This window comes from Mesorhizobium sp. WSM4807 (assembly GCF_055811615.1).
In genome coordinates this window covers 80,027-93,495 of sequence record NZ_JBVVQY010000016.1, presented here as the reverse complement: position 1 = coordinate 93,495, position 13,469 = coordinate 80,027, and the positions used below count along the sequence as shown (strand labels likewise).

Annotated in this window: 13 protein-coding genes; 6 read left to right on the top strand and 7 right to left on the bottom strand. The window is 62.6% G+C overall.

Features of this window, described 5'->3' with window-relative positions; all coding sequences use genetic code 11:
- Nucleotides 1–299 precede the first annotated feature (299 nt).
- Nucleotides 300–1,412: a TauD/TfdA family dioxygenase gene (locus AC0L3N_RS21065; RefSeq protein ID WP_473549344.1), complete on the bottom strand. Its 1,113-nt coding sequence runs from the start codon at nucleotides 1,410–1,412 to the stop codon at nucleotides 300–302.
- A 448-nt stretch (nucleotides 1,413–1,860) separates the two neighbouring features.
- On the opposite strand from AC0L3N_RS21065, the gene AC0L3N_RS21060 reads away from it, so the two are divergent.
- Nucleotides 1,861–2,145 (top strand): SCP2 sterol-binding domain-containing protein, encoded by a 285-nt coding sequence (locus AC0L3N_RS21060; RefSeq protein ID WP_473549343.1) that lies wholly within the window; start codon nucleotides 1,861–1,863, stop codon nucleotides 2,143–2,145.
- 61 nt (nucleotides 2,146–2,206) lie between these two features.
- Here AC0L3N_RS21060 and AC0L3N_RS21055 read toward each other — a convergent pair whose 3' ends face one another.
- Together AC0L3N_RS21055 and odc2 are read right to left on the bottom strand one after the other, a co-directional pair.
- Nucleotides 2,207–2,770, bottom strand: a complete 564-nt coding sequence (locus AC0L3N_RS21055; RefSeq protein WP_473549394.1) for a GNAT family N-acetyltransferase — start codon at nucleotides 2,768–2,770, stop codon at nucleotides 2,207–2,209.
- Between the two features lie 270 nt (nucleotides 2,771–3,040).
- Nucleotides 3,041–4,174, bottom strand: a complete 1,134-nt coding sequence (gene odc2 / locus AC0L3N_RS21050) for an ornithine/lysine decarboxylase (RefSeq protein ID WP_473549342.1) — start codon at nucleotides 4,172–4,174, stop codon at nucleotides 3,041–3,043.
- A gap of 543 nt (nucleotides 4,175–4,717) precedes the next feature.
- Between odc2 and AC0L3N_RS21045 the strand changes: the two genes are divergently transcribed.
- The 4 genes from AC0L3N_RS21045 to AC0L3N_RS21030 all read left to right on the top strand — a co-directional run bounded on the left by AC0L3N_RS21045 (nucleotide 4,718) and on the right by AC0L3N_RS21030 (nucleotide 8,701).
- On the top strand, nucleotides 4,718–5,917 hold the full coding sequence (locus tag AC0L3N_RS21045) for an amidase (RefSeq protein ID WP_473549393.1): 1,200 nt from the start codon (nucleotides 4,718–4,720) through the stop codon (nucleotides 5,915–5,917).
- Between the two features lies 1 nt (nucleotide 5,918).
- The gene (locus AC0L3N_RS21040) at nucleotides 5,919–6,818 is read left to right on the top strand and encodes a LysR family transcriptional regulator (protein ID WP_473549341.1); all 900 of its coding nucleotides are present in this window, start codon (nucleotides 5,919–5,921) and stop codon (nucleotides 6,816–6,818) included.
- An 85-nt stretch (nucleotides 6,819–6,903) separates the two neighbouring features.
- On the top strand, nucleotides 6,904–7,572 hold the full coding sequence (locus AC0L3N_RS21035; protein ID WP_473549340.1) for a DUF1007 family protein: 669 nt from the start codon (nucleotides 6,904–6,906) through the stop codon (nucleotides 7,570–7,572).
- A 4-nt stretch (nucleotides 7,573–7,576) separates the two neighbouring features.
- Nucleotides 7,577–8,701: a nickel/cobalt transporter gene (locus AC0L3N_RS21030; RefSeq protein WP_473549339.1), complete on the top strand. Its 1,125-nt coding sequence runs from the start codon at nucleotides 7,577–7,579 to the stop codon at nucleotides 8,699–8,701.
- Nucleotides 8,702–8,990: 289 nt separating this feature from the next.
- Here AC0L3N_RS21030 and denD read toward each other — a convergent pair whose 3' ends face one another.
- The 4 genes from denD to AC0L3N_RS21010 form a co-directional block, all read right to left on the bottom strand.
- Entirely contained in the window at nucleotides 8,991–9,962 is a 972-nt protein-coding gene (denD, locus tag AC0L3N_RS21025) for a D-erythronate dehydrogenase (RefSeq protein WP_473549338.1), read from the bottom strand.
- A 1-nt stretch (nucleotide 9,963) separates the two neighbouring features.
- Nucleotides 9,964–10,170, bottom strand: coding sequence for a hypothetical protein (locus AC0L3N_RS21020; RefSeq protein ID WP_029349698.1), 207 nt, complete (start codon nucleotides 10,168–10,170; stop codon nucleotides 9,964–9,966).
- A gap of 63 nt (nucleotides 10,171–10,233) precedes the next feature.
- Nucleotides 10,234–11,208, bottom strand: coding sequence for a cation diffusion facilitator family transporter (locus AC0L3N_RS21015; RefSeq protein WP_473549337.1), 975 nt, complete (start codon nucleotides 11,206–11,208; stop codon nucleotides 10,234–10,236).
- Between the two features lie 170 nt (nucleotides 11,209–11,378).
- Nucleotides 11,379–12,065 (bottom strand): GNAT family N-acetyltransferase, encoded by a 687-nt coding sequence (locus tag AC0L3N_RS21010; protein ID WP_473549336.1) that lies wholly within the window; start codon nucleotides 12,063–12,065, stop codon nucleotides 11,379–11,381.
- An 83-nt stretch (nucleotides 12,066–12,148) separates the two neighbouring features.
- On the opposite strand from AC0L3N_RS21010, the gene AC0L3N_RS21005 reads away from it, so the two are divergent.
- Nucleotides 12,149–13,333, top strand: coding sequence for a pyridoxal phosphate-dependent aminotransferase (locus AC0L3N_RS21005; RefSeq protein ID WP_123149643.1), 1,185 nt, complete (start codon nucleotides 12,149–12,151; stop codon nucleotides 13,331–13,333).
- Nucleotides 13,334–13,469 lie beyond the last annotated feature (136 nt).

Sequence of the window (13,469 nt, the reverse complement as noted above, 5' to 3'; positions counted from 1 at the left end):
TGATCCTCGCCTGCCGGATACGGGTTCATCCTACCTCCCCTGACACGGTCGCCGCGTGAGACGGCCGCTCTTGAACCTGCTGTCATGGTCCCGTTTTACGCCACCCTGAGCGCAAGAGGCCGAGTCCACGCTAGGGACAGGCTTGGCCACTGTCCTCGTCTGTTTGAATGATGCAAACTGTAACTGCCCTGATTGCCGCCGGCTTTCGGGCAAACAACCACCGTCGGAACGTCCGCCGGAGTTCAAGACCTTAGGTACCGACAGCTACTGACCGCACATCCGCGATCATCGTCGTGCCGCTATCGGGAGAGGACGCGAATGCGGCTCTGAAACTCACCCCGATCGACGTAGCATCCCCGCAGATATCTCAGCCCCGTGTTTGGGTTGAACGATTGGCGGCCGTGAAGCACCCGGCGATTGTCGAAGACCGCCATTTCGCCGGCCATGAGGCGGTAGGCTATTTGAAAACGCGAGCTGCGGATCATCATCATCAGCTTGCGATAAGCCGCATAGAAGGGAGTGCATATCTCGGAGGGAAGGTCGATGACATCGACAAGATGGGCGTTGAACCGCAACTCTGTCACGTCTCCATTGCGTCGAGTTACGATCACAGGAAACCGACCGCGCAGATCGTAGTTTTCGTCGTGAAAACGATAGGGGATATCGACCTCGCACAAGAGACGGTAGGCTTCCGGATCTTCCGCCTGTAATGCGGCCACGACCGCAAACCCGTCGGCAAAGACCGATCCACCGCCTTCAGCTTCATTGGCGATACAATGCAGGAATTGATAGCCGGGCGGCACCTCCTGGTTGGCGAGATCGGTATGTAACGGCAGGGCGACCGGGGTGTAGGCCAAGTTGTTCGGGTTCGGCATCGACACGACTTCGAACATAGTGCCGAAATTTGTCTGGCGCAGGAAACCTATCCGCTCGGCCGCACGCCGCCCGGCGTCTGGATCATCGCCAAGCCCCTCGACGATGGACAGCCCGTATGCAGCCGTCGCCTTCAGCCAGGCAAGCAGACCGGCATCGCTTTGAAAGAAGTCCCGGGCTGAGTAACGCGGTATGGTTTCAAGATCGATCGAGCCGTCCCAGAGTTTCGGAGCGATCTCAGCCGGATCGTCCCGCCTTCTGCCTGGGCGGTTGGAGTCAAAGAAATGGCCCGGGATTTCCTCCTCAGCCTGGTCGTTCGGCCAGACAATGCTCACAGCGCCACGTCTGCCCTGCACGTTGAGGGGTCTGAGCGAGGCGTCTACGCTGGTCAGGTCGAATATTCGCTCTTCGGTCTGTGGGTGAAACGCCGATGGTGCATTATCCTTTAGCCAAAGCCAGGGATAGCAGACTGTTTCGCCTGACGAGAAAGTCACGGCAAGCGCGGTCTCCCGGGCTTCCACGGAAAGCATGGTATTCATGATTATGTCTCTCTGAACACGAAATTAAATTTTCAGCTTGGATCAGGCCCGCAGGCCATCAACCCAGCGGTGGTGGCCACCACAAGCTCGGCTTCCCATAACGATGGGATCCGGGATTTCTGTTCGGTTCTTCGAGCATTCGATCTCCAGGTGAAACCTGATTCAAGCGACATGGCGATGGTAGCGGTCATTTGCCGGCAGTGTCCAGCTAAATGCAATGGACCGCCATCCCCCTCTCGGCTGCCTCTCGTGACCAACTCAGCTTCGCTGCGGCGATAAAACCCATCTCATCTCGGGGAACCGCGTTGACGTAAACGTCAACCCAAAGCTATATGCCGCCAGCGATCGTGATCGCGAAATGCGCAAGACGGCGACTTCGGCCGGATCGAAGTGCCCAGACCGAAGTGCCAATGGGTGCGACAAACGCAACGAGACGAGGAGAACGGCCATGGGCGTTCAGGAAATTGCCGACAAGATCAGCGCGCGCGTGGCGAGTGCCGGGTTCGATCGTTCGGTGAAATTCGATACCGGCGGCGACGGTGTCATTGTCATCGACGGCGCTGATATCTCGACCACCGACGCGCCGGCCGACTGCACCATAAAGCTTTCGCTCGACGACCTGGAGTCGCTGATATCAGGCGATCTCAACCCGACCATGGCGTTCATGTCCGGCAAGATAAAGGTCGAAGGCGACATGAGCGTCGCCATGGCGCTGAGCCAGTTGATCGGCTGATCCAACCAATCGGGATGAAAACAAGCCGCCGCCCGATGGGCGGCGGCTTGTTTCCGATCTGTCAGGCCGCGAGCGGCAGTCGCTGTGACTTCAGCTTGCGCCCTGCCGCCTTCAGCGTGCCCTGCGCGCCGGCGAGTACGCCTTCCACCAGCTCCAGCGCCAGCAGGCGGTGCCGCTCATAAGGGCCTGGCATGGCAAGCGAGCCGGTCTTTTCCGCCGAGAACCCGAAGCGTTCGTAATAGGGCGCGTCGCCGACCAAAAGGATCGCGGCGTGACCGAGACGCGCGGCTTCAGTGATCGCATGGCGCATCAGCGCCGAGCCGATGCCGGCATTCTTGATTGTGGGATCGACGGCGAGCGGGCCGAGCAGAAGGGCTGCCCGACCGCCCTCGCCCAGCACGACATCCCAGAGCCGCACGGTGCCGGCGACGGCGCCTGACGCGTCGCGCGCGACAAAGGCCAGGCCTTCCGAAGGCCGGCGGCCGCGCCGCAACTTTTCCGACGATTTTTTCCGGCGCTTCGGCCCCATGGCGCGATCGAGCAAAGCCTCGCGCGCCGGGTCATCGGCAGCGGTTTCGGCGGCGATGACGAAGGCGCCGGCAATCTCCCCCCTCGAGGGGGAGATGTCGCCGAAGGCGACAGAGGGGGTCGCCGCGCGTGAAGCGCCGGCCCCACGCAGTCCGAGAGAGGTCGCGGCAGCCGAACCGACCCCCTCTGGCCGCTTTGCGGTCATCTCCCCCTCAAGGGGGGAGATTTGCCAGCCCACGGCGCCTTCAACGATGAAATCCACAATTTCCATTTCCGCGATCCTTCACGAGCGGATTGTTCCACAGGCGAACCGAGGCGGGCGATCTCGTCGTCCGCACCGGGTGATCTGACCGGCTCTTGCGAGCCGTCAGATCACGTAGGATCGGAGAGGCTCGAAGCCGTTGAAGGCGACCGAGGCGTAGGTCGTCGTGTAGGCGCCGGTGCCCTCGATCAGCACCTCGTCGCCGATGGTCAGCGACAGGGGCAGCGGATACGGCGTCTTCTCGTACATCACGTCGGCCGAATCGCAGGTCGGGCCGGCGAGCACGCACGGAGCGGTCTCGGTGCCGTCATGCGCGGTCACGATCGGATAGCGGATCGCCTCGTCCATCGTCTCGGCGAGACCGCCGAACTTGCCGATGTCGAGGAAGACCCAGCGCACATTGTCGTTGTCGGCCTTCTTCGAGATCAGCACGACTTCCGATTTGATGACGCCGGCATTGCCGACCATGCCACGGCCCGGTTCGATGATGGTTTCCGGGATGGCGTTGCCGAAATGCTTGCGCAGCGCCGAGAAGATCGCCTGGCCATAGGCCTGTGCCACCGGCACATCCCTGAGGTAACGGGTCGGAAAACCGCCGCCCATATTGACCATCTTGAGCACAATGCCTTCCTCGGCGAGCGTGACGGACACCTTTTTGGCGTCACCGAGGGCGCGGTCCCAAGCGGTCAGGTCGGTCTGCTGCGAGCCGACGTGGAACGACACGCCATAGGCGTCGAGACCAAGCGTCCTCGCATGGCGCAGCACGTCGACCGCCATCGCCGGCACGCAGCCGAACTTGCGCGACAGCGGCCATTCGGCGCCTTCGCCGTCGGTCAGCACGCGGCAGAACACACGGGCGCCGGGTGCAACGCGGGCGATCTTCTCGACCTCCTCGACGCAGTCCACCGCGAACAGCCGGATGCCGAGCTGATAGGCGCGCTGGATATCGCGCTCCTTCTTGATGGTGTTGCCGAAGGAGATGCGGTCCGCCGGCGCACCGGCGTCCATCGCCATCTCGACTTCGGCAACCGAAGCGGTGTCGAAGGACGAGCCCATCGCAGCAAGCAGGCGCAGGATTTCCGGCGCCGGATTTGCTTTCACCGCATAATAGATTTTCGAGTCAGGAAGCGCCTTCTCGAAGGCGCGGAAATTGTCGCGCACGACATCGAGGTCGACGACGAGGCATGGGCCGTTCGGACGTCGGGTGGCGAGGAAGTCAAGGATGCGCTGGGTAGCCATCGGGGTCTCTCCATCAGCGCCTTTCGGCGCGCACAAAGGCTGCAGGACGCGGGTCATCGACCTCGCGAACACGCGGTGGACAAAGGCGGGACGTCAAATCCATGGAACCAGCCGGTGGAGACCCCGGAACCATGAAGCGCCGTCTCGCGGCGGTGAACCTTGGCCTTGCCCGGCCTCGGTTCGCTTTGTCTGCCTTGGCTTGGATGGGAGACCCGTCCGCACTGCCGGCAATGAAGGTGTGCCTCTTCAGTAACCCCGGTCTTTGGACGACCGGCAGAACACCAGAAAGGCCCGCACCGTCGTTGCTTCAAGGTGTCCTCGGTTCGGCGGTTGGCCGCTAAACCGACTGGAGGGGTTAGCTCCAGTTACCTTACCGATATCCCTCACCATTTTGAGGATCGGCGGACACCCACAGGCACGTGCGACTTTGGGCAAGCGCGATATAAGAGCGAAGGGTTTCACAATCAATAAAAATCGTATGGCAGGTTGTAAAATTTCCGGCAGCGCACAATGTTGCACAGACTGTATCCGGATATCGAACGCATGACAGGCACACGCGGCCCGCTGAACGCTTTTCTCGACCTCGACGATATCCCGGTATCCAATGCGCAATCCGGCCTGCTTGCCGGTCTGCGGCTGGCCGTCAAGGATATTTACGACGTGGCCGGCTACCGCACCGGCTGCGGCAATCCGCAGAAATACCAGGAGGCTTCCCCCGCCTTGGCGACAGCGCCGGCCGTCCAGGCGCTGCTTGATTCGGGCGCGCGCTTCGTCGGCAAGACCCAGACCGACGAGCTGGCCTTCTCCCTGATGGGGCTGAACGCGCATTTTCCGTCGCCGGTCAATCCGGCAGCGCCGGACCGCATCACCGGCGGCTCGTCCTCCGGTTCCGCCGCCGCGGTCGCCGGCGGGCTGGCCGACATCGCTATCGGATCCGACACCGGCGGCTCGATCCGCGCGCCGGCAAGCTTCTGCGGCCTGATCGGCCTCAGGGTCACGCATGGCCGCATCTCGCTCGATGGCACCATGCCGCTGGCTCCCTCCCTCGATGCGTTCGGGTGGTTTGCCAAGGATATGGCGACCTATGACAAGGTCGGCGCGGTGCTGCTCGGCGACGATCTCCATCGCCACGAATTGCAGCGTCCGCTCGCCCTGGATGTGCTGGACGGGCTCGTGCTCGGCCCGCGGGAAGCCGATGAATACCGCGGCATGGTCCGCCATGTCTCTTCGGTAATGGGCGCGCCGCGGGTCATTGCGCCGCTCTCGCATTCCACCGACGATCTCTACTGGTGCTTCCGGACGCTGCAGGGGTACGAGGCGTGGCAAAATCATGGTGCCTGGATCTCGCAGGGTGACCGGATGCTCGGCCCCGGCGTCAAGGAGCGTTTCGAGCATGGGGCGACCATCGACGCGGCAGCCGCACAGCGTGAAACGGAACGTCGCGTTTCGTTTCGTCTTAAACTTGCCGAGCGTCTTGGCGAGGACGGCGTCCTTGTGCTGCCGACCGTTCCGGGTGCCGCCCCGCTCAAGGCTGATTCCTTCGACGATTTGCAGACCTATCGCGAACGCGCGCTGAGACTGCTGTGTCTTTCCGGCCTGTCGGGCTTTCCGCAGATCACCCTGCCGCTGGGCCATCTCGACGGCGCCCCTTTCGGCCTCTCGCTGCTCGGACCTGAGAACAGCGACCGGCAGTTGATGGCGCTTGCCGCGCGCATCCTTTCAGCCCACCAAAGGAGCGCATGACATGGATACGCTGACCCGCATGCGCGCCTTCATCGACGTGGTCGAGGCCGAAGGTTTTTCGGCAGCAGCGCGCAAGATCGGCCGCTCCAAGGCGCTGCTGTCGAAATATGTGCGCGAGTTGGAGGACGAGCTTGGCGCGCTACTGCTCAACCGTACCACCAGGCAGTTCTCGCTGACCGAGGCCGGCCACACCTATTACCGCCGCGCCTCGGAAATCGTCCGCGAGGTCGACAGCCTGGCCGATGCGGTCCGCGAATCCTCCGGCGACGTTCGCGGCAGGATCAAGCTGTCGGCGCCACGCACGTTTGCTGACGCACCGATCGGCCAATCGCTGATCGACTTCGCCAAGCAGCATCCCGACATCGTGCTCGACATTCATCTCGACGACCGCTTCGTCGATCTGGTCGAGGAAGGTTTCGATCTCGCTGTGCGCATTTCGCGGCTGGAAAGCTCCTCGCTGATCGCCAGGCGTCTGGCGCCGTTTTCGGTGCGGCTCTGCGCATCGCCCGAACTGATCGCAAAGCACGGCATGCCGGTACGGCCGCAGGACCTTGGCCGCGTGCCCTGCATCATCGACACCAATGGCCGCTGGCTGACCAACTGGCCGTTCAAGGGCGACAGCGGCGACACGGTAACCGTTTCGGTCTCCGGTCCGATTGAGGTCAACAGCCCGATGGCGGCAAGGGCCGCCGCCGTGGCGGGATTGGGATTTTCCATCCTGCCGGATTTCATCGCCGCGCCCGATATCGAAAGTGGCCGGCTGGTGCCCGCGCTGGATGACCGCATCCTGCCGGGTGGCGGCATCTTTGCGGTCTATCCGCACCGACGCTATTTGCCTGCGAAAGTTCGCGTCTTTGTCGATTTCCTGGTGCAGTGGTTCAAGACGATTGACAATGCATGAGCTTTTAGCCGCCGGGGGGTCCCATTTTCGCCCCCTTTCTGGTAACTCTCGGCGGTCTCCGAAGTTGATGGAATCACCACCCAGAATGCACCTGAAACGGCAAGCAATCATGATGGCTTCGGCCATGGCGGCGACATTTGCCACGGTCGGGCCAGCAAATGTGCATCCCCACGTCTTCGCCGAGGCTCGCCTCGAAGTGATCCTCAGCCCGGATCACCAAAGTGTGAAGGCCTTGCGCCATGTCTGGCGCTTCGACGATTTGTTTTCGAGTACGGTGATGATGGAATTCGACAAGAATTCCGATCTGAAGCTCGACGACAAGGAGCTGAAGGAAGTCGCCGACACCGTCCACGCTTCGCTGGCGGAGTTCAATTACTTCCAGCTCGTCACCGTCGACGGCAAGGACGAGGCGATGAACCCGCCGCCGCAGCTGATGGCAAATTTCGACAACGACCAGCTCATCATCCTGTTCGAATCCGAACCGAAGGCGCCGACCAGGCTGGCCGGCAAGATCGATATCGGTGTCTATGACCCGACCTTCTACACGGCGATCGATTTCACCGAGGACGCCAATCTGCAGGTCGCCGGCTTGCCGTCGACATGCACGAGCAAGGTCGTTCGTCCCAACCCCGACGAGGCGCTCGCCGAGAACCAGAAGACCCTGACGGACGCCTTCTTCAACGATCCGACAGGCACCGATATGAGCAAGATCTTTGCGACCAAGCTTGAACTGAACTGTCGGCCAGAAGGATAATCCGGTGACGAAACCGTCCCTGCGTTTGGCTTTCGGCCTTTTGGCCGCCGCCCTTGTGATGACGCACCTCCTCGGCTCCGCCCACGCACAGAGCTCGCTCGGCATCGGCACCAATGACGGGATAGCTCCCACCACCGGCCCGTTCGCCCAAATCCTGATGTGGATCAATCTGCGTCAGCAGGAATTCTACCGCGCGCTTGCCGGCGCGATGAAGGCAATGCGCGAGGATGGCAGCAAGCTGTGGTTGCTGATCGGCCTGTCCTTCGCCTACGGCATTTTCCATGCCGCCGGCCCCGGTCACGGCAAGGCGGTGATCTCGTCCTACATGGTGGCGAACGAAGTCGCGCTCAAGCGCGGCATCATGCTGTCCTTCGTCTCGGCCCTGCTGCAGGCGCTGACGGCGATCCTCGTGATGATGCTCGCCTACTTCGTCCTGCGCGGCACCACCATATCGATGACCGACGCGGCTTGGTTCCTCGAAGTCATGAGTTTTGTCTTCGTCACCCTGTTCGGCGCCTGGCTTTTGTGGCGCAAGGCCGGCCCCGCTATCCTTCGCCTGTTCGGCGCGAACCCTGCCTACAGCCTGTCGGCGGCCCATGCCGGCCATTCGCATTCCGCACATGCTCCGGCACATTCCCATGCGCTTCACGCACACGGCCATGATGGCCACGACCATGATCATGGCGCACACGACCATCACCATGACCATGGCGGGCACGATCATCATCATCACCATGCGGCGGGGGAGGTCTGCGAGACGTGCGGACATTCACACGCGCCCGACCCGGCGCTGCTTTCCGGTGACCGCTTCGACTGGCGCACCGCCTGGTCGGCGGTGGCGGCGGTCGGTATCCGCCCCTGCTCGGGCGCGCTGATCGTGCTGAGCTTTGCCATGCTCAACGGGCTGTGGTTCGGCGGCATCCTGTCGGTGCTGGCGATGGCGCTCGGCACCGCGATCACGGTCTCGATCTTGGCGACGCTGGCGGTGACGGCCAAGAACTGGGCGGTCTATTTCGCCGGTGACGGCCGCATGGGCAACCGCATCCATTCGATCGTCGAGATCGGCGGCGCAGCCTTCGTCTTCCTGTTCGGGCTGCTGCTGCTTTCGGCGAGCCTGACTGGCGGATGACGTCTTGATTGGACGCGCAGCCTCCAAGTAATGACCCAGGAATTGTCGACCTCGCCCCTCATCGCCCTGCCGGGCACTTCTCCCGTACAGTGACGGGGAGAGAAGGGGCTGACCGCAACGACGGCGCTGTTTCTGCAGCGCTGGTGATTGGCGAAACCGTCGATGAGAGCGCCCCTCGCCCGTTTACGGGGAGAGGATGCCGGCAGGCAGGTGAGGGGCAGCGCCGAGGTCGACAATTGGCGTAGTACCGGAAAGCGGCAGCCCACCGTGACCTGAATATCAACGCAAGTTAGAGCTTCCCATCCAGCTCGTCCTCGATATGGGCGCGGATGATGTCGTCGAAGCTGGTTTCGGCGGCAAAGCCAAGCTCCCTCGACCGCCGCGCCTCAAACCGTGTCGGCCAGCCCTTGACGATCGCCCAGATCGTATCGTCGGGCTCCTCGCGGATCAGGTTCACCGCCTTGGAGCCGGCAATGCGTTCCAGGGCCTCGATCTGCTCGCCGACCGTGACGGCGACCCCGGGCATCGTCAGATTGCGGCGCGGCCCGACGGCACTGCCGTCGATCCCTGCTGCGTGGATCAAAAAATTCACCGCCGAGCGTGGACTGGCGTGGGTGTGCACGACAGAGCGCGGCACCGGCAATATTGCTTCCTGGCCGCTCAACGGCTCGCGGATGATGCCAGAGAAAAAGCCCGAAGCCGCCTTATTGGGCTTGCCCGGCCTGACGCAGATGGTCGGCAGCCTGATGCCGATGCCGTCGAAGAAGCCGCGCCGCGTATAATCGGCGAGCAATGCTTCGCCCATTAGCTTCTGCGTGCCGTAGGAGGTCAACGGCGTCGGGTGGAATTCGTCGGGGATGATGTCGGGAAACGGTGCGCCGAACACGGCGATCGACGAGGTGAAGACGACGCGCGGCGCAAATCCCGCCAGCCTTATGGCATCGAACAGCGCCCTTGTGCCGTCGAGGTTGACGCGATAGCCGAGATCGAAATTGGCTTCCGCCTCGCCCGACACGACGCCGGCGAGATGGAAGATTACGTCGGGGCGCGACGCGACCAGCCGTTCCATCGCGCTCGCCGCGGCGAGATCGCCTGTATGGATGGTGACGCCGACCCCTTCCAGTGTCGGCGCCTGCGGCGGCACGATATCATGAAGGTCGAGCGCGGCGATCTTCCGGCCGCTGAGCGTTCCGTCCTTCGCCAGCCGGGCGATGAGCTTGCGGCCGACCATGCCTGCGGCGCCGGTAATCAAAACACGCATATCAATGATCCTTTTTGCGCTGGCTGCGGCCACGCAGCCAAAACACGACGAAAATGGCCACCATGAAGACAGCGGCAATAACAGCGGCAAGAATGGTCGAGACACGGCCGACCGCCAGCATCACGGTTGGCAAATAGTAGGCGGCGATGCCGAACAGCAGCAGCACCCAGAGGGCGCCTATCGCCGCGTTGCGCGTGTCGCGATCCATCACGCGGCCCTGACGCGGCAGGAATTCATCAAGTTCGTTACCAATGCCATGGAACTCCCGGAGTCAGTGATAGTGGCCATGATGCGGAGCCGCATCGTGCGCATGGTCGTGCTCGCCATCGTGGCCGTCATGGCTGTCGGCGCAATGGCCGAATTCCGGTTCTACGGTGGCGTGGGCAATGCCATGCTCGGCGGCAAGCCGCTTCTTGATGGCGCTGACCGCCTTGTGGGCATCGACGCCATCGTTGAGGCAAGCATGCAAGGTCGCCATGTTGCTTGACCCGTCGAGCGACCAGACATGCATGTGATGCACCTCGCGCACGCCGCTGACTGTGCCCTCTATGTCCCTGGCGATCAGGTCGCGATCAAGGCTCGCCGGCACGCCTTCGAGCAGGACATGGGCTGCTTCGCGCATCAGCGACCAGGCCGTGGACAGGATCAGCAGCGAGACGAGGACGGACAGGATCGGATCGATAGGCGTCCAGCCCGTTGCCAGGATGACCAGCGCAGCTATGATCGCCGCCGCCGAGCCAAGCAGGTCGCCGAGCACGTGCAGGATGGCACCGCGCATGTTCAGGCTGTCGCGGTCGCCGCCATGCAGCACGAAGAACGAGCCGATATTGACCAGCAGACCGGCGATCGCGACGACCAGCATCGGCCCGCCGAGCACGGGCGCAGGCGTCATCAGGCGTTCCCAAGCCTCATAGATGATCCACAGCGCAATGGCGAAGATGGCGATGCCGTTGGTATAGGCGACCAGCGTTTTGACCCGGCCGAAACCATAGGTGAGGCTAACGGTGGCCGGCCGGCCGGCCAGATGAAAAGCATACCAGGCAAGGCCGAGCGCGATACAGTCGGCGAGCATGTGGCCGGCATCCGCCAGCAGCGCCAGCGATCCGGTGAAGAGACCGCCAAGCGCTTCCACGACCATGAAGCCGGCGGTCAGGCAGGCTGCGACCAACACCCGTTTCTTGTCGGTCGAGCCGTGCACATGACCGGCGCCGTGGCTGTGCTCATGCCCTTGCGAACCATGCGCCATCTGCAAACTCCTGCTAGAGCCTGATCCATCCCGGCAGAATCGGGATGGAGGCTCAATCTCGTTTGACCATGATCTTGCCCGAAAACCGGATTCCACTTTTCGGGATCATGGTCCTTCTCGTTTGACCGTGATCTTGCCCGAAAACCGGCCTCCATTTTTCGGGATCATGGTCAGGCGCCGAACTCGGCGCGGAAATCCTCGAGCCGTCGCTTCTGGCGACCGTCGCCATCGAAATTGGCCGGATCGAGCCATGCCTCATAGGCTCTGCGCAGTGCCGGCCACTCCTTGTCGATGATCGCGTACCACGCGGTATCGCGGTTTTCGCCCTTGACCACAAGATGCTGGCGGAAAATGCCCTCGAACTTGAAGCCGAAACGCTCCGCCGCGCGCTTCGACGGCTCGTTGCGGTTGTTGCATTTCCATTCGTAGCGGCGATAGCCAAGCTCATCGAAGATGTATTTCATGAACAGGAACTGCGCTTCCGTCGCCGCCGGCTTGCGCGAGATCAGCGGCCCCCAATAGATGTTGCCGATCTCGATCACGCCATGGGCCGGATCGATTCGCATCAGCGTCTGGCGTCCGGCGACCTTGCCGCTGGCCTTGTCGATGACCGCGAAGAACAGCGGGTCCTCGCTGGCTTCGGCCTTGTCCAGCCATGGCTGGAAGGCGGCGCGGGTCTGCGGTGGATAGTCGAACAGCCAGACGAAGCGGCCATCGACGTCAGGCACCGACGACGCCTCGAACAGGCCGTCGCCGTGCTTTTCGGCGTCGAGCGGTTCCAGCCTGGCATAGCGCCCCTCCAGGACTTTGCGTTCTGGCCGCGGGCGCGGTTGCCAATTCTTGAGGTTTTCCGACACGCAAAGCTCCAATCCGTTTGACTTTTGCGAAAGGACGCTCACAAAAACGCTCGCTCGGTGAAAGAACCACACGGACAGGAAAAATGCTCCACACGATTTCGGCCTTCGATCGTCTCGGCGAGGAAAACGCCTTCGCGGTGCTGGCTCGTGCCACCGCGCTCGCCCATCAGGGCCGCGATATCGTCAATCTCGGCATCGGCCAGCCCGACTTCAAGACGCCGCAGCACATCGTCGAGGCGGCGATCAAGGCGCTGCGCGACGGCCACCACGGCTACACGCCGGCCAACGGCCTGCTGGCGACACGCGAAGCGGTGGTGCGCCGCACGCTGACCACCACCGGCGTCGAGGTTTCGCCCGAGGCCGTGATGATCCTGCCCGGCGGCAAGCCGACCATGTTTGCCGCGATCCTGATGTTCGGTGAACCGGGCGCCGAGATCCTCTATCCCGATCCCGGCTTTCCCATCTATCGCTCAATGATCGAGTTCACCGGTGCTGCTCCGGTACCGGTGCCGATGCGCGAGGAGAACGGCTTTGCCTTCTCGGCGCAGGAGACGCTGGCGCTGATCACGCCGAAGACCAGGCTGCTGATCCTCAACTCGCCGGCTAACCCGACCGGCGGGGTCACCCCCCGCGCCGAGATTGAGAAGCTGGTCAAAGGGCTGGAAGCGCACCCTGACGTCGCCATCCTCTCCGACGAGATCTACGACGTGATGACCTACGACGGCGAGACCCATTGCTCGCTGCTGAGTTTCCCTGAGATCCGCGACAGGCTGATCGTACTCAACGGCTGGTCGAAGACCTGGGCGATGACCGGCTGGCGCATGGGGTGGTCGATCTGGCCGAACGGCGACAAGGGCGCCCACCTCTACGACAAGGTGCGCAAGCTGGCGGTCAATTGCTGGTCCTGCGTCAACGCGCCGAGCCAGTATGCCGGTATCGCGGCCATCGATGGTCCGCAGGACGACGTCGACAAGATGATGCGCGCCTTCGACCGCCGCAGGAAAGTCGTGGTCGAAGGGCTGAACGCCTTGCCGGGCGTTTCCTGCATCACACCGAAGGGCGCGTTCTATGCCTTCCCCAATGTCTCAAAAACCGGCTGGAAGGCCAAGAAGCTGGCGTCTGCCCTGCTTGAGGATGCCGGCGTGGCGCTGATCGGCGGACCCGATTTCGGCATTCTGGGCGAAGGCTATATCAGGCTGTCCTACGCCAATTCCGAAGAGAACATCCTGCGCGCGCTGGAGCGGATCGAGGCGTTTCTGGGCAAGTGAGAACAAGCGCATGACCCGAAATCGGAATCGATTTTCGCGGAGGCGCAAATCAAAGTGCTACGGCGTCCTTTGCGCCCGATAGGACGCGCGGCACTGTCTCAACAAGGAGATCGCTGTCGTCGGCGATAGAATTCAC